We start from the raw sequence: 15,583 nt of genomic DNA, 5'->3' as shown, positions 1-15,583 counted from the left end.
GCCTCCCCCTGGAGCACGGGCCGGGAGAGAAACGGAGCCCCCGGTGTCGACGGCACCCGATGTCGCCACACACGTCCCCGCCCTCGCCGACCCGGCCCACCCCGCCGTGGGCGCGGCGACCGCACTCCTCGCCGACTACCGTCCCGGCGAGCGCTTCCTCGGCACGCCCACCCGCACCCTGCTCGGCCAAGGAGTGCACAGCGAAGTGCCGCACGACGAGAGACCCTTGGCGGCGCGCGTCGCCCAGACCCTCACCCGCGCCCGCGCCGACGGCGCCGCGTCCCCGGTCGTCGTCGGAGCCGTGCCGTTCGACCAGAGCGCACCGGCCGCGCTCGCGGTGCCGCAGTCGCTGCGCGACGCACCGCCGCTCGCCGCGGACCCGCTGATCGCCCTGCCCGCCGAGGCACCGGGGCGCGCCGACTGGCGCATCCGGCAGGTGCCGGCCCCCGAGGTGTACGGAGCCTCCGTGGCCGCCGCCGTCGAGCGCATGTGGCGCGGCGACTTCAGCAAGGTCGTGCTCGCCCGCACCCTCGAACTAGACTGCGCCGAGCCCCTCGACGTCCCCGCCATGCTCCAGCGCCTGGCCCGCCGCGATCCCGGCGGCTACACCTTCGCCCTGCCCACGGGGCCCGAACGGACCCTCATCGGCGCCAGCCCCGAACTCCTGGTCTCCCGCCGGGGCCGCCACGTGGTCGCCAATCCGCTGGCCGGCTCCATTCCGCGCAGCGACGACCTCGCCGAGGACGTGCGCAGGGCCGCGGCGCTGCTCCAGTCGGCCAAGGACCTGCACGAGCACGCCGTCGTCGTCCACGCCGTCCACCAGGCACTCGCACCGCACTGCACGGACATGACCGTCCCGGCGAAGCCCACGCTGATCCGCACCGCCGCCATGTGGCACCTGTCCACCACCGTCACCGGCACCCTCGCGGGCCCCGGCGCCTCCGCGCTCGAACTGGCCTGCGCCCTGCACCCGACCCCCGCCGTGTGCGGCACCCCGACCGCGACGGCCCGCGACGTCATCCGGGACAGCGAGCCCTTCGACCGCGGCTTCTTCACCGGCATGGTCGGCTGGGGCGACGCGGCGGGCGACGGCGAATGGGTCGTCACCATCCGCTGCGCCGAGGCCGAGCCGAGCTCGCTGCGGCTGTACGCGGGCGCGGGCGTCGTGGCCGCCTCCGAGCCGGAGGCCGAGACCGCGGAGACCGCCGCCAAGTTCCGGACCTTCCTCGCCGCGGTGGGGGCCGAGCTGTGAGCACCGCCTCCACCGGCCCCGCGGGCGCCTCCACCGGCCCCGCGGGCGCCGCCCCCACCTGGCCTGCCGAGTTCGCCGAGCGCTACCGCGCCGCGGGCTGGTGGCGCGGCGAGACGTTCGGCGGCATGCTGCGCGAGCGCGCGGCGGCCCACCCCGAGCGCGTCGCGATCGTCGACCCCGCCACCGACCGCCGCTGGACCTACGGCGCCCTCGACGCGCGCGCCGACCGGCTCGCCGCGGGCATGGCCGCGCGCGGCATCACCGCGGGCGACCGCGTGGTCGTGCAACTCCCCAACATCGCCGAGTTCTTCGAGGTGATCTTCGCGCTGTTCCGGATCGGCGCGCTGCCGGTGTTCGCGCTCCCGGCGCACCGCGAGACGGAGATCACCTACTTCTGCCGGTTCACCGAGGCCGCCGCCTACGTCGTGGCCGCCGAGCACGGCGGCTACGACTACCGCGCGCTCGCCGCCCAGGTCCGCGCCGAGGTGCCCACGCTGCGCCACGTGTGGGTGGCGCAGGGCGATCCGGGGGAGTTCGAGGCGCTGGCCGACGTGCCCGCCGAGCCCGTGGACCTGCCGGGGCCCGCCCCGCACGACCTGGCGTTCCTGCAACTGTCGGGCGGCTCCACCGGCGTGCCCAAGCTCATCCCGCGCACCCACGACGACTACATGTACTCGCTGTGGGGCTCCAACGAGCTGTGCGGCGTCGACGAGGACAGCGTCTATCTGTGCGCGCTGCCCGCCGCCCACAACTTCCCGCTGTCCTCGCCCGGTTCCCTCGGCGCGCTGTACGCGGGCGCCAGGGTCGTGCTCTGCCCGCAGCCCGCGCCCGAGACCGCGTTCCCGCTGATCGAGCGCGAGGGCGTGACGATCACCGGGCTCGTCCCGCCGCTCGCCCTGGTGTGGACCGAGGCCGCCGCGACGACGCCGCACGACCTCGGCAGCCTCCAGGTCCTGCTCGTGGGCGGCGCCAAGTTCAGCGAGGAGGCGGCGCGCCGGGTCAGGCCCGCGCTCGGCTGCACGCTCCAGCAGGTGTTCGGGATGGCCGAGGGGCTCGTCAACTACACCCGGCTCGACGACCCCGAGGAGACGATCGTCACCACCCAGGGGCGGCCCATCTCGCCGGACGACGAGATACGCGTCGTCGACGACGAGGACAACGACCTGCCCCCCGGCTCCACCGGCCACCTCCTCACCCGGGGCCCCTACACCATCCGCGGCTACTGGAACGCGCCCGAGCACAACGCGCGTTCCTTCACCGCCGACGGCTTCTACCGCACCGGCGACATCGTCCGGCTCACCCCGACCGGCCACCTGGTCGTCGAGGGCCGCGCCAAGGACCAGATCAACCGCGGCGGGGAGAAGATCGCCGCCGAGGAGATCGAGAACCACCTCCTGGCCCACCCCGCCGTCCACGACGCCAACGTCGTCGGCGAACCCGACCCGTACCTCGGCGAGCGCACCTGCGCCTATGTGATCCTGCGGGCCGGCGCGGAACCGCTCAAGCCCGTCGCCGTCAAGCGCTTCGTCCGCGAACGGGGCCTCGCCGCCTACAAGGTCCCCGACCGCGTGGAGTTCGTGGACGTCTTCCCGCAGACCGGCGTGGGCAAGATCTCGAAGAAGGACCTCCGCTCCGCCGCCACCGCCGACCCCGCGCCCCCGCGGCCCGCCACCCCCTGACCCGCCAGGGCTCGGCGCCCCCGGGCCCCTGGCAGCACAGTCCCCGACACCCCGACTCACCCGAACGGAACTCCCCGCACCATGGCCCTGCCCGCCATCAGCTCCTACCCGCTGCCCGCCGCCGCCGAGCTGCCCCGCAACCGCGTCGACTGGAAGGTCGACCCGGCGCGCGCCGTGCTCCTCGTGCACGACCTGCAGAACTACTTCCTGTCGGCGTACGAGGCCGACGCCGCGCCCGTGCCGCAGCTCCTGGCCAACGTACGCACCCTCAAGGAACGTGCCGCCGCCCTCGGCATCCCGGTGCTCTACACCGCGCAGCCCGGCGGCCAGACACCCGAACAGCGCGGCCTCCAGCAGGACTTCTGGGGTGCGGGGCTACCGGACGACGCGCACGCCGCGGCCATCGCCGACGCCGTCGCCCCCGGCCCCGGCGACAAGGTCCTGACGAAGTGGAAGTACAGCGGGTTCGTCCGCACGGGCCTGGAGGAGCACCTGCGCGACCTCGGCCGCGACCAGCTCGTGATCACCGGGATCTACGCCCACATCGGCGTCCTGATGACGGCGGCCGACGCCTGGATGCGGGACCTGAAGGCCTTCGTCGTGGCCGACGCCGTGGCCGACTTCTCCGCCGACGACCACGCGATGGCGCTGCGCTGGGCCGCCGGACGCTGCGCCGTCGTCACCACCACCGACACCGTCCTCGAAGGGAACTGACCACCGTGAGCGCGACCCTGACCCTGGATCAGCTGCGCAAGGACATCGCCGACGTGCTCGGCGAGGAGCCCGGCGACATCCCCCTCGACGAGAACCTCATCGACTACGGACTCGACTCCGTACGCCTGATGACGCTGGTCGGCCGCTGGCGGGAGACGTACGGCGTGGAGGTGGCCCTGACCGACCTCGCCGAGCGGCCCGCCGTGGACGCCTGGGCGGCGCTGCTCGGGCTCACCGCCTGAGGGAGCCCGGGGCCACCGCCGGACGTGAGAGGGCGGGGCGGTCCGGCCGTGTCCGTGCGTTCCTCCCACTACGAGGTGCCGGTGTCGCCATACTGGGCACCGTGCGTGTAGCGATCATGACTGCCGGTTCACGAGGTGACGTGGCCCCGTTCACCGGACTCGGGGCGGGGCTCGTCGCGGCGGGGCACGAGGTGACCCTGGTGACGCACGGCCGGTTCGAGGAGCTGACGGCGGGCTCCGGCGTCCGCTTCCACGCCCTGCCCGTCGACCCGCGGGCAGAACTGCACTCGGAGCGCGGCCGGAGCCTGCACCGCAGCCGCACCGGGCCCGGCAGGCTGCTGCGCGTCATGACGATGGCCAAGGACGCGGCGGCGCAGATGGCCCCCGGGCTCCTCGCGGCCGCCGAGAACAGCGACGCGCTCGTGGTGTCCGGCGCGGTGGCGCCGCTCGGCTGCACGATCGCCGAAGGGCTCGGCCTGCCGAGCGTCGGCGTGAACCTCCAGCCCTTCTACCCCACCGGTGTCTTCCCGCCCCCGATGACGGGGACGCGCTCCCTGGGCCGGACCGGCAACCGCCTCGCCGGACACGCCGTCCTCACCCTCATCGAGCGGATCTTCCACGACACCGCCCGCGACCTCAGGAAGCAGCTCGGCCTGGCGCCCCGCACCCTCGCGGCGTCGCGCCGCGCCCACGAACACCGGCGGTGGCCGGTCCTGCACGGCTTCAGCCCGCGGATCGTGCCCCGGCCCCACGACTGGCGCCCCGGCCTCGACGTCGTGGGTTACTGGTGGCCGCACGACACGGGTCGGCTGCCCGCCGACCTGGAGGACTTCCTGGCCGCGGGCCCGCCGCCCGTCTACGTCGGCCTCGGCAGCGCCACCGTCCCCGACCCCGACCGCCTCAGCGCCCAGGTGGTGCGCGCGCTGCGTGCGGCGGGCCTGCGCGGGGTGGTCCAGCGGGGCTGGGCCGGGCTCGCCGCCACCGGCGACGACGTCCTCACCATCGGCGACGTGCCCCACAGCGCCCTGTTCCCGCGGATGGCCGCCGTCGTCCACCACGCGGGCGCGGGCACGACCGCCGCCGGGCTGCGCGCGGGGGTGCCCGCCGTGCCGGTGCCCATCCAGTTCGACGAGACGTTCTGGGCCGAACGGCTCACCGCCCTCGGCGTCGCGCCGTGCGCGGTGCCCCTGCGCGGGCTGACCACCGCCCGCCTCGCCGACGCCCTGGTCCGCGCCACCGAGGACCCCTCCCACCGGTCCCGCGCCCACGCCCTGGCGTCCCGCCTCGCGACGGAGGACGCGGTGGCCCCGGTGGACGCGGCCCTGGCCAACTGCTGAGGCGCTCCCCTCGCGCCCTGTTGCGGGCTGAGAACAGCTGCCCGGCGATCTCCCGTCGGACAGGCCCTCCGCGATCCACGACGTCACCTCGCGCTCACGGGCCGTCAGAGAGGCCCACCGCTCGGGCCGTACGGCGTCGGACACCGAGCCGGGGGTGGCGAGGAAGCGGCGGATGAGGGTGCGGGTGGTCATGCGCGGTCGTTCCCCTGGCCGGCGCCACGGGGGGAGTCCTGCCGTGCCGAGGACGCCGCGAGGGCGGGGGCGTCGGCCGCGGGGCGGGGGACCGCTGCCCGCGTCAGCGCCTCGCCCTCCACGTCGACCCGCGGCAGGAGCCGGCCGACGGCGCGCGGCAGCCACCACGCGCGGTCGCCGAGCAGGACGAGGGCGGCGGGCACCAACGCCATCCGGACGACGAAGGCGTCGAACAGGACCGCGACGGCCAGTCCGAAGCCGACCATCTTGAGGAGCGTCTCGCCGCCGGTCATGAAGCCCGCGAAGACACACGTCATGATCAGCGCCGCCGCCACCACGACCCGGCCGCTGTGCCGGAACCCGGCGACGACGGCGTCCCCTGGCCCGCTGCCGCGCACGTATGCCTCCCGCATCCGGGACACCAGGAACACCTGGTAGTCCATGGCGAGGCCGAACACGATGCCGACGAGGACGAGCGGCATCTGGCTCATGACCGGTCCTGTCTGGTCGATACCGAGGAGCGCGGCGCCGTGCCCGTTCTGGAACACCGTGACCAGCGCGCCGAAGGACGCGGCGACGGACAGCAGGAAGCCGAGGGCCGCTTTCAGCGGGACGAGCAGGGAACGGAACACCACCGTCAGCAGGAGGAAGGCCAGGCCCACCACGACGAGGAGGTAGGGGATCAGAGCGGCCGTCATCTTCTGGGCGACGTCGATGTTCAGCGCCGTGGTGCCGGTCACCTCGAAGGTGGCGCCGGTGGCCGACTCGGTGCGGGGGCGCTCGTCCCGGATCGTGCGGACGAGGTCCTTCGTGCGTTCGCTGGTGGGCGCGGTGGCGGGGGTGACCCGCAGGACGGCGGTGTCCTCGGCGGCGTTGAACCGGGGCGGGGAGACGGCGACGACGCCCTCGGTGGCCGCGATCCTGTCGGCGACCGCCCCGACCGACGCGGCCGCGTCCTCGGGGGAGCCCGCGTTCCGGGCGTCCACGACGACGGTCAGCGGGCCGTTGAAGCCGGGGCCGAAGCCGTCCGCGAGAGCGTCGTACGCGCGGCGCTCCGAGGTGGAGGTGGGCTTCGCCTCGTCACCGGGCATGCCGAGGCGCAGATCGAGTGCCGGTACGGCGAGTGCGCCGAGGGCGGCCACCGAAGCGAGCAGGACCGGCACGGGGCGGCGCAGGACGAAGCGGGCCCACCGCACACCCATCCGCCGGTCCTCGGCGCGACGCGTCCGGCGCGTACGGAACTCACGCGTACGGAATGCCCGCGTACGGAACCAGCGTGTACGGAACCGGCGCCCCGCCGTTCCACCCGTGCGGCCGCGGCCCCGCCGCCCGCCGCGGACCGCCTCCGGCCAGAAGCCGAGGAGCGCGGGAACGAGCGTGAGCGTGACGAGCACGGCGATCACGACGGCGCCCGCGGCGGTCAGGCCCATCCTGGTCAGCGTCGGCACGCCGATCACGGAGAGACCGGCGAGCGCGATGACCACCGTGAGACCGGCGAAGACGACCGCGGAACCCGCGGTGCCCACGGCGAGGCCGGCCGCCCGCCGGGGATCGTGGCCCCCGGCACGCTCCTCCCGGTAGCGGGAGACGACGAACAGGGCGTAGTCCACCCCGACGGCGATGCCGATCATCAGGGCGAGTTCACCGGTGGACGACGACAGGCCGAGCACGCCGCCCAACGCCATGATCGCGGCCATGCTCAGACCGACGCCGACCACGGCGGAGACGAGCGGCAGCCCCGCGGCGGCCAGGGATCCGAAGGTGATCAGCAGAACGCCCGCCGCGACGACGAAGCCGAGGATCTCGCCGAGGCCCCCCGCGGCCTCGCTCGTCACGGCGTCACCACCGGTCTCGACGGTGAGGCCCGAGTCCCGGGCCCGCTCGACCGCACGCTCCAGAGCGTCCTTGGACGCGCCGGTGAGGTCGTCGGCCGTCACCTTGTAGGTGACGGTGGCGTACGCCGTCGACCGGTCCTCGCTGACCTGGTCCCTGCCGACGTCGTCCGTGCCGGCGCCGGAACCGGTCAAGGGCCCGGTGACGTCGGCGACCTGGCTGCCCCTGCCCACCTCGGCCACCAGGGCCCCGACCGCCGCCCGGTAGCCGGCCGCCGTGACCCGCTCGCCGCCGGGGGCGACGAAGACGATCCGGGCGCTCGCCCCGTCGGCGGCGGAGCCGGGGAACCGCTCGTCGATCAGGTCGAAGGCGCGTCGGGACTCGATGCCCGGTATCGCGCCCTCGTCCTCGGGCGCGTCGCCGGCGCCCAGGGCGCCGAGACCGACGGCGGCGAGGACGGCCACCCACAGCAGGGCCACCCGGCCCCGCCACCGGAAGGCGGCGAGGCCGAGACGGTACAGAAAGGTCGACATGGAAGGACTCCGCATCTGGACGGGAGGGAACCCGACCAGGCTTCCCGCTGCGCCCCGCGCACGTCGTCCGCGCTGCCGACCGTCCCGGCTACTCAGTTTCGTGTACTGATCGCCTTCGGGGTACTCGACCGGTGCCGGGCACGGCCCGGCCGCGTCAGCGGCGCAGCGGACCCTCGCAGCTGAAGGCGGACGTCCCCGCCCGGCCGTCCGTCCAGATGTCCACCGTGCCGAACGAGCAGTTCATGTCGGTCAGGTTGTTGTCGCCCTTCGCGGCCCGGTCGAGGACGAAGTAGTCCACCGTCTCGGACATGTCCTTGAAGACGCGGTCGGGGCTCCCCGAGTCGCCGAGGGCCGCGGTGACGCGGCCGTCGCAGACGAAGCGGGGACGGTCCTGCGACCCGGTGGCCGTGCACTTCGGGGTGATGCCGGTGGTGGCGGCGAAGGAGGCGCGGACCTGGTCTGCTGACGTGGCGCGCAGCTGGTCCAGGGGCGTGTAGGAGGTGTCGGGCACGAACAGGTCGTCGACGTGGGCGATCTGCCGGTCGAGGAACGCGTCGTAGGCGCGCTGCAGCCCCGCGTCCTTGCCGAGCCGGTCGCGCCAGGCGTCGAACGCCGCCGGGGCGTCGGCGCGCAGATGGCCGTACATCTCCTTGAGCAGGGCGGGCCGTTCGGTCCACAGGAACTCGAAGAACGTGCCCGCGTAGTCGTAGAAGCGGAACCCGTCGCCGTCGTAGGTGGCGTGCAGGAGCTGGTCGACGGTCATGCGCGGGCCGCCGTCCGCGGTGTCGGCGATGATGCCCTTGACGAGGGACTTGCGGACCTTGATGCCGTCGTCGCGCGTCGCGCCGTCGAAGAACTCCGCCGTGCCCTCGTCCATCGCGGTGGTCCGGTCACGCTCGTACCAGGGGCCCTCGCCGAACGAACCGGGCACCGCCCAGCGTCCGTTCAGGTAGTGCGTGTACTCGTGCCGGAACAGCTCCTCCAGGGTCAGCGAGGAGTCCTGCGGGACGCGCCGCTGGTAGGTGTAGAACGTGGCGCCCCGCTCGATGTACATGCCGCCGTTGTCGGTGCTCAGGCCGGTCAGGAGCGGCTGGAAGTTCTCGTACTCGGCGCGGGAGGCGTACAGGACGATGTTCAGGGTGGAGTTGGTGTCGCCGGAGAGCGGTTCGAGGGTGCCGAGCACGCGGTGGAACTGGGCCTTGACCTGGGTGCTCGCGTAGTACAGCTGGTCGACGGTGTCCCGGGAGAGGCCGCTGCGTACGCGCAGGTCGTTCGCGCCCTTCTTGCCGTACGCGTAGGTGTGCGGGAAGAGGCGCTTCTCGATGTCCGTCCTGCACACCTGGTGGGGCGCGCACGCGTCGAACTCGTTCAGCCAGGTCGCCACCCTCGCCCAGGGGGCGCTCAGGTCGCCGAAGTTGCGGGCCGTGGTGGCGAGGAGCGGGCCGAGCGCCGCGACGATCTCACCGCGGAGCGCGTCGATCTGCCCCATCCGCCCGTACTCGCCGATCGCGTCGCGCACCACCCACGCGTTGGTCGAGCCCTTCAGGTGGGTGTGGTCGGCGAACGCCTTGAAGGCGGCGCGGTAGGAGGGGTCGGCGGCCACGGCGGCGCGGAACGCGGCGTCCTGGTTGCCGGGGTGGATGCCCAGGTAGTTGAGGGTGAGCGCGGAGAGGGCCGCACCGCCCCAGGAGGCGTCCTTCGCGGTGTCGGGGTGGGCGGCGTCCATGGTGGTCAGGACCCGCTTCACCAGGGGGAGGTGGTGCTGGCGCAGGCCCTCGGCGCCGGCGGTGGTGAGGGCCTCGCGCAGGGTCTCTGCGTTGCTGCGGGTGACGTCGAAGGAGCGGGCGGCCGCCCCGAACGCGTCGATCGACCGGCGCACGGCGGCCAGTGTCGCCGGGTCGGAGATGTCGACCTCGTCGTGCGAGAAGGCGTGGTAGGCGACGGCGTGCAGATAGGTGAACATCTCCAGGAGGTGCGTGCCGTTCCTCCCGTCGTGACCGGCGGCGAGCCGTTCCGCGCGGTCGGCGACGGCCTGGATGTGCGCCTTGGACATGACGGGGGCCAGGCGCTGGTCCCAGGTCCATATCAGCGTCCGCAGACAGCCGTCCGCGGTGACCTCGCCGGCGGCGAGGAAGTCGGCGAACCGCTCCGGCGACAGGCCCTTGACGCCGTCGAGCGTGCAGGGCACGGCCGTCCCGCCGATGACAGCGCGCGGCGCCGCCTTGCCCTGGTGGGTCTTCGGGGCGGGCGTGCGAGGGCCGGGAACGCGACCGTCCGTGACGCCTCCGGGCGCGGGCAGGACACGGGCCGCGGGCCTGGGTGCCGTGGCCCTGCGGTCCACCGTGTCGTGCGGCTTCGGGCCGGGGGCCGCGGCGGGTTTCTGCGCCGCCGCGGCGACGGTCGGCGCCTTGGGGGCCGCGGGGGCCGCGGGCTTCTGCGCCGCCGCCACACCGGCCTCGGTGGCCGTGACGCACAGCACGACGGCCGTGGCGGCCGTGAGCAGCGATCTGCGCAGGGTTCTTGAGGGTTTCTTCGGCTGGGACACCGATCACTCCAGAGCGTGGGGGAGAAGAGAGTCGTACCGGGTACCGAACGCGCCCTGATACAGGGCGATATGAGGATGCGTCAGCTAAGTGACCGCTCCGCCATGTGATGCGTAACGTAGTAATGTGAAATTGCACTGACAACCCCTTGGTGCCGAGGAATGTGCCCTGCGCCCGAAGGGGCTCCCGTGACCGAACCCGCCGCCGCGCCCCGCACGGTCAGCCACGACCCGCCGATGTCCGAGGAGTTCGAGGAGTCCATGACCCGGGACTGGGCCGCGACACCGCTGCCCGGCGACATCCGGCTGCCCGCAGCGGCCCTCACCCCCGGGCGCCTCGCCCGGCTGTCCGCGCGCTTCCCCGGCGAGCGCCTCCTCGTCCCCGCCGGTGAGCTGCGCGTCCGCTGGTCCTGGAGCCGGTTCTGGGTCGGCCGCTGGACGTCGTACGTGCCCTGCCGCGTGCCCTCGCGCACCCGCGGGGCGAGCGCTGGATCGAGGAGGTCTTCAACCTGCGCGCCCGCGCCGAGGGCAACGGCACCGGGTACGAGACCATCGCCGCGTCCGGCGCGCACGCCTGCACCCTGCACTGGATCCGCAACGACGGCCCCCTGGACGCGCGTGAGTTGCTGCTGCTCGACGCGGGCGTGGAGACCGACAGCCTCTACACGGCCGACATCACCCGCACCCTGCCGCTGTCCGGCCGCTTCACGCCGGTGCAGCGACAGGTGTACGAACTGGTCCTCGCCGCGCTGGAAGCGGGCATCGCCGCGCTGCGGCCGGGCGCGTGCTTCCGTGACTTCCACCGCGCGGCGATGCGCGTGATCGCCGAGGGGCTCACCGAATGGGGTGTCCTGAAGGGCCCCGACGGAGACGCGCACCGGCGCTACACCCTGTGCAGCAGCGGCCACATGCTCGGCCTCGACGTGCACGACTGCGCGCAGGCGCGCGCGGACGCCTACCTCGACGGAGTCCTCGAAGCGGGCCAGATGCTCACCGTCGAGCCCGGCCTGTACCTGCAACCCGACGACGAGACGCTGCCGGCCGAACTGCGGGGCACCGGCGTCCGGATCGAGGACGACCTCGTGATCACGTCCGAGGGGGCGCGTCTGCTGTCCGGCGCCCTGCCGCGGACGCCCGTCGGGATCGAGGCATGGATGGGGGAGTTGACCGAGCGACGGTAGAACGCTCGTTTTAGAGAGGGAAGTTGAGTGCGGCTTGAGTGCGGTTTGCGGTTTGCGTGCGGCGCGGGCCGCGTGTGTGGGATCCCTTGGCAAGCGATGTGCCATGTGAAATATTACTGAGGTGCCCACGAGAAGCTCCTCGGACCTCATCGTCGTCGGCGCCGGAGTGGTCGGCGCCGCCTGTGCCCACTACGCCGCCCGGCGCGGTCTCGACATCACCGTGGTCGACCGCGGCCCCGTCGCGGGCGGCACCACCGGCGCAGGCGAAGGCAACCTCCTGGTCTCCGACAAGGAGCCGGGCCCCGAACTCCGACTGGCCCTGCTCTCCGGCAGGTTGTGGCGGGAACTCTCCGACGTGCTGCCCGCCCGCGTCGAGTACGAGGCGAAGGGCGGCCTGGTCGTCGCCTCCGGGGAGACGGGCCTGACCGCGCTGCGCGCCTTCGCCCACCGGCAGGCGCGGGCAGGCGTGACGGCCGAGGAGGTGGCGGGGGAGCGGCTCCACGATCTGGAGCCGCACCTCGCGCCGGGCCTCGCCGGCGGCTACCACTACCCGCAGGACGCCCAGGTACAGCCCGCTCTCGCCGCCGCCCACCTGCTGCGCGCCGCGGGCACGCGGGTGCGCCTGCGGCTCGGCGAAGAGGTCGTGGGCGTGCTGACACGGACCGACGGCACCGTGCGCGGGGTGCGGACACCGGCGGGGGAGCTGCACGCCCCGCACGTCGTGAACGCCGCCGGCACCTGGGGCGGCGCGTTCGCCCGCGTCGCCGGGGTCGCTCTTCCCGTACAGCCGCGAAGGGGCTTCGTCCTCGTCACCGAGCCGCTGCCGCGCGTGGTGCGCCGCAAGGTGTACGCGGCGGACTACGTCGCGGACGTGGCGTCCGGGTCGGCCGCCCTCCAGACGTCCCCCGTCGTCGAGGGCACCCCCGCGGGGCCGGTCCTGATCGGCGCGAGCAGGGAGCGCGTCGGCTTCGACCGCACCCTGTCCACCGAGGTGCTGCGCCGCCTCGCCCAAGGGGCGGCGCGACTGTTCCCGGTGCTCGCCCGCGTACGGGTGCTGCGCACGTACGCGGGCTTCCGCCCCTACCTGCCCGACCACCTGCCCGCCGTCGGAGCCGACCCGCGCGCACCCGGACTGCTGCACGCCTGCGGCCACGAGGGAGCGGGGATCGGCCTCGCCCCCGCCACGGGGGCGGTGATCGCGGCACTGGTGGCGGGGGACGAGCCGCCGCTGGACGCCGCCGACATGCACGCGTTCCGGCCGGAGCGCTTCCATGGCACACCCTGACGGCCTCGGCCCGCACCGGCCTTCCACGCTGTGCCCCTCGCCCCCGAAAGGAGCCGCGTCATGACGCGTGACCGCAGCCCCCTCGGCCTCGTCGGCGCGGACGCCGAGGCCGCCTTCGAGATCACCTTCGACGGCCGGACGCTGAGTGCCCTGCCCGGTCAGTCCGTCGCCGCGGCGCTCTGGGCGGCCGGTGTCCTCGCCTGGCGCACCACCCGCGTCGGCGGCCGTCCGCGCGGTGCCTTCTGCGCCATCGGGCAGTGCTACGACTGCCTCGCCACCATCAACGGCCGCCCCAACCGCAGGGCCTGCCTCGTCCCCGCCCGGCCCGGCGACGCGATCACGACGCAGGAGGGGGACGGCCATGCCGGACTCACCGTCTGAGGAGGGTCACGCCACCTCGTACGACCTGGCGGTGATCGGCGCCGGAGCGGCGGGCCTCGCGGGTGCCGTGGCCGCCGACCGGCTCGGGCTCCGCGTCGCCCTCCTCGACTCCTCCGGCGAGGTGGGCGGCCAGTTCTACCGGCACCCCGCGCCCGCCCTCGGCGCCGTCCGCCCGGAAGCCCTGCACCACGACTGGAAGGCCTTCGCCGGGCTGCGCCGCGGCCTCGCGGACAGTGGCGTCCTCCACCTCGCCGGGCACCATGTGTGGACGGTCGCGCAGGACGGTGAGCTGTGGGCCGCGCACGCGGTCACCGGCGCGGACGGCGACGGCGAGCGGCCCGTGTGCGTACGGGCCCGCACGGTCCTGTTCGCCACCGGTGCGAGCGAACGCCACCTCCCCTTCCCCGGCTGGACGCTGCCGGGCGTCGTGGGCGCGGGCGGCGCCCAGGCCATGCTGAAGTCCGGCCTCGCACTGCCTGGCCGACGGATCGTGGTGGCGGGCAGCGGGCCGCTCCTGCCGGCCGTCGCCGTCTCGCTCGCCGCCGCGGGCGCCCGCGTCCCCGCCGTCGTCGAGGCGTCCGGCTACCTCGGCTACGCGCGCAGCCCCGCGGCGCTCGCCGCGAACCCCCGCAAACTCGCCGAGGCCGCCGCGTACGGCACGGCACTGCTGCGGCATCGCATCCCCCTGCGCACCCGCAGCGCGGTCACCGAAGTCCACGGCCGGGACCGGGTGGAGGGCGTCACCGTCTGCCGCGTCGACCGCGACTGGCGGCCGCTGCCGCACACGGCGGACCGGATCGCCTGCGACGCGCTGGCGGTGGGCCACGGACTCGTCCCGCAGATCGAGCTGGCCACCGGCATCGGCTGCGCGACCCGGCGCACCCGCGACGGCGCCCACGCCCTCGTCCTCGACGCGTTCCAGGAGACCTCGGTGCGCGGGCTGTGGGCGGCGGGCGAGACCGGCGGCGTCGGCGGCGCCCCGCTGGCCCGCGTGGAGGGGGAACTGGCGGGGATCGCGGTGGCCGCCCGGGTACGCGGGCGGGAAGCCCTCGTCCGCGGGAGCCACGCTCGTGCGCTGCGGCGCAGACGGGACCGGATGCGGGCCTTCGCGACCGCCATGGCCCGCGCGCACGCCCCGGGACCCGGCTGGACCGCGTGGCTCGACGACGCCACCGACGTGTGTCGCTGCGAGGAGGTCACCGCAGGCACCGTCCGTGAGGCCGTCCGCGACTACGGCGCCCGGGACGCCCGTAGCGTCAAGCTCCTCACCCGCGCGGGCATGGGCTGGTGCCAGGGCCGGATCTGCGGGGCGGCCGTGGCCTGCCTCGCGTCCCCGACCGGGCAGGAGGGCGGGGGCCAGCCCGCGCTGCCGCCCTCGCCGGAGCGCCGCCCGCTGGCCGTCCCCGTGACGCTGGCGGCGCTCGCGGCCCTCCCACCCCCGAATGACAGGTCTCACCCCTCAGGTCACACCCCACAGAAGGGCCCTTCATGACGACCCCTGCCACCCCCGGCGCCACCTGGCAGCCCGACCGCCCCTGGCGCGGCATCATGGTCGCCACCGCGCTGCCCCTGCGCGCCGACCTCTCCGTCGACCACGACGCGTACGCCGAGCACGTCCGCGGGCTCGTCGCCGACGGCTGCGACGGCGTCGTCCCCAACGGCTCGCTCGGCGAGTACCAGACCCTCACCGACGAGGAGCGCGCCCGCGTGGTGCGCACCGCCGTCGAGGCGGCGGGCGACGGCGCCCGGGTGATGCCCGGCGTCGGCGCGTACGGCAGCGCGGAGGCGCGCCGCTGGGCCGAGCACGCGGCCGAAGAGGGCTGCGGCAGCGTCCTGTTGCTGCCGCCGAACGCCTTCCGGGCCGACGCCGCGGCCGTCCGGGCCCACTACGCCGAGGTCGCGCGGGCAGGTGTGCCGGTCGTCGGCTACAACAACCCCTTCGACACCAAGGTGGACCTGACCCCGGACCTGCTCGCCCGGCTGCACGGCGACGGCAGCATCGTGGCCGTCAAGGAGTTCAGCGGCGACGTGCGCCGCGCCTACGAGATCGCCGAACTCGCCCCGGACCTCGACCTGCTGATCGGCGCAGACGACGTACTCCTCGAACTGGCCGTCGCCGGTGCCGTCGGGTGGATCGCCGGGTACCCGAACGCGTTCCCCGCCGCCTGCGCGGAGCTGTACCGCGCGGCCGTCGACGGCGACCTGACGCGGGCCCTGCCGCTGTACAGGTCCCTGCACCCACTGCTGCGCTGGGACTCCAGGACGGAGTTCGTGCAGGCGATCAAGTTGTCCATGGACATCGCGGGGCGGCGCGGCGGCCCGACGCGCCCGCCCCGCGCCCCGCTCACGGGAGCGGCGGAGGCGGCCGTCCGCTCGGCCACCGAGAAGGCACTCGCGGAAGGGCACCGCTGA

At 74.5% G+C, this 15,583-nt stretch carries 11 protein-coding genes and 1 pseudogene; 10 read left to right on the top strand and 2 right to left on the bottom strand.

Features of this window, described 5'->3' with window-relative positions; genetic code table 11:
- Positions 1 to 43 precede the first annotated feature (43 nt).
- The 5 genes from dhbC to GPA10_RS12625 all read left to right on the top strand — a co-directional run bounded on the left by dhbC (position 44) and on the right by GPA10_RS12625 (position 5,224).
- Positions 44 to 1,252 (top strand): isochorismate synthase DhbC, encoded by a 1,209-nt coding sequence (gene dhbC, locus GPA10_RS12645; RefSeq protein ID WP_058847807.1) that lies wholly within the window; start codon positions 44 to 46, stop codon positions 1,250 to 1,252.
- Complete coding sequence (locus GPA10_RS12640; RefSeq protein WP_343040729.1) at positions 1,249 to 2,931, top strand: (2,3-dihydroxybenzoyl)adenylate synthase; 1,683 nt, start codon at positions 1,249 to 1,251, stop codon at positions 2,929 to 2,931. The genes dhbC and GPA10_RS12640 overlap by 4 nt, the downstream gene beginning before the upstream one ends.
- A gap of 81 nt (positions 2,932 to 3,012) precedes the next feature.
- Entirely contained in the window at positions 3,013 to 3,645 is a 633-nt protein-coding gene (locus GPA10_RS12635) for an isochorismatase family protein (RefSeq protein WP_157165611.1), read from the top strand.
- Positions 3,646 to 3,650: 5 nt separating this feature from the next.
- Positions 3,651 to 3,887 carry a phosphopantetheine-binding protein gene (locus GPA10_RS12630; RefSeq protein ID WP_058847809.1) on the top strand — a complete coding sequence of 79 codons (237 nt, stop codon included), beginning with the start codon at positions 3,651 to 3,653 and terminating at the stop codon, positions 3,885 to 3,887.
- 116 nt (positions 3,888 to 4,003) lie between these two features.
- Positions 4,004 to 5,224: a glycosyltransferase gene (locus tag GPA10_RS12625; protein WP_157165781.1), complete on the top strand. Its 1,221-nt coding sequence runs from the start codon at positions 4,004 to 4,006 to the stop codon at positions 5,222 to 5,224.
- Positions 5,225 to 5,412: 188 nt separating this feature from the next.
- Here GPA10_RS12625 and GPA10_RS12620 read toward each other — a convergent pair whose 3' ends face one another.
- The gene (locus GPA10_RS12620) at positions 5,413 to 7,782 is read right to left on the bottom strand and encodes an MMPL family transporter (protein WP_157165610.1); all 2,370 of its coding nucleotides are present in this window, start codon (positions 7,780 to 7,782) and stop codon (positions 5,413 to 5,415) included.
- A gap of 154 nt (positions 7,783 to 7,936) precedes the next feature.
- Positions 7,937 to 10,327, bottom strand: coding sequence for a collagenase (locus GPA10_RS12615; RefSeq protein WP_343040728.1), 2,391 nt, complete (start codon positions 10,325 to 10,327; stop codon positions 7,937 to 7,939).
- A gap of 159 nt (positions 10,328 to 10,486) precedes the next feature.
- Here GPA10_RS12615 and GPA10_RS12610 point away from each other — a divergent pair.
- The 5 genes and pseudogenes from GPA10_RS12610 (at position 10,487) to GPA10_RS12590 (ending at position 15,583) form a co-directional block, all read left to right on the top strand.
- Positions 10,487 to 11,505, top strand: a pseudogene (locus GPA10_RS12610) (M24 family metallopeptidase).
- Between the two features lie 121 nt (positions 11,506 to 11,626).
- Entirely contained in the window at positions 11,627 to 12,790 is a 1,164-nt protein-coding gene (locus GPA10_RS12605) for an NAD(P)/FAD-dependent oxidoreductase (protein WP_343040727.1), read from the top strand.
- Positions 12,791 to 12,850: 60 nt separating this feature from the next.
- Entirely contained in the window at positions 12,851 to 13,171 is a 321-nt protein-coding gene (locus GPA10_RS12600) for a (2Fe-2S)-binding protein (protein ID WP_058847813.1), read from the top strand.
- Positions 13,152 to 14,663, top strand: a complete 1,512-nt coding sequence (locus GPA10_RS12595; protein WP_157165609.1) for an FAD/NAD(P)-dependent oxidoreductase — start codon at positions 13,152 to 13,154, stop codon at positions 14,661 to 14,663. Before GPA10_RS12600 ends, GPA10_RS12595 begins: the two co-directional genes overlap by 20 nt.
- Positions 14,660 to 15,583, top strand: coding sequence for a dihydrodipicolinate synthase family protein (locus tag GPA10_RS12590; protein WP_058847815.1), 924 nt, complete (start codon positions 14,660 to 14,662; stop codon positions 15,581 to 15,583). The genes GPA10_RS12595 and GPA10_RS12590 overlap by 4 nt, the downstream gene beginning before the upstream one ends.

Source organism: Streptomyces typhae (assembly GCF_009755605.1).
In the GTDB taxonomy this organism is placed as follows: Bacteria; Actinomycetota; Actinomycetes; order Streptomycetales; family Streptomycetaceae; genus Streptomyces; species Streptomyces typhae.
This window is presented reverse-complemented; position numbering and strand designations above follow the sequence as displayed.

Excerpts from the sequence above, each read along its gene's own strand:
- GPA10_RS12635 (WP_157165611.1), top strand. The coding sequence starts at position 3,013 with ATGGCCCTGCCCGCCATCAGCTCCTACCCGCTGCCCGCCGCCGCCGAG.
- GPA10_RS12625 (WP_157165781.1), top strand. The coding sequence starts at position 4,004 with ATGACTGCCGGTTCACGAGGTGACGTGGCCCCGTTCACCGGACTCGGG.
- GPA10_RS12620 (WP_157165610.1), bottom strand. The coding sequence starts at position 7,782 with ATGTCGACCTTTCTGTACCGTCTCGGCCTCGCCGCCTTCCGGTGGCGG.
- GPA10_RS12600 (WP_058847813.1), top strand. The coding sequence starts at position 12,851 with ATGACGCGTGACCGCAGCCCCCTCGGCCTCGTCGGCGCGGACGCCGAG.
- GPA10_RS12595 (WP_157165609.1), top strand. The coding sequence starts at position 13,152 with ATGCCGGACTCACCGTCTGAGGAGGGTCACGCCACCTCGTACGACCTG.
- GPA10_RS12590 (WP_058847815.1), top strand. The coding sequence starts at position 14,660 with ATGACGACCCCTGCCACCCCCGGCGCCACCTGGCAGCCCGACCGCCCC.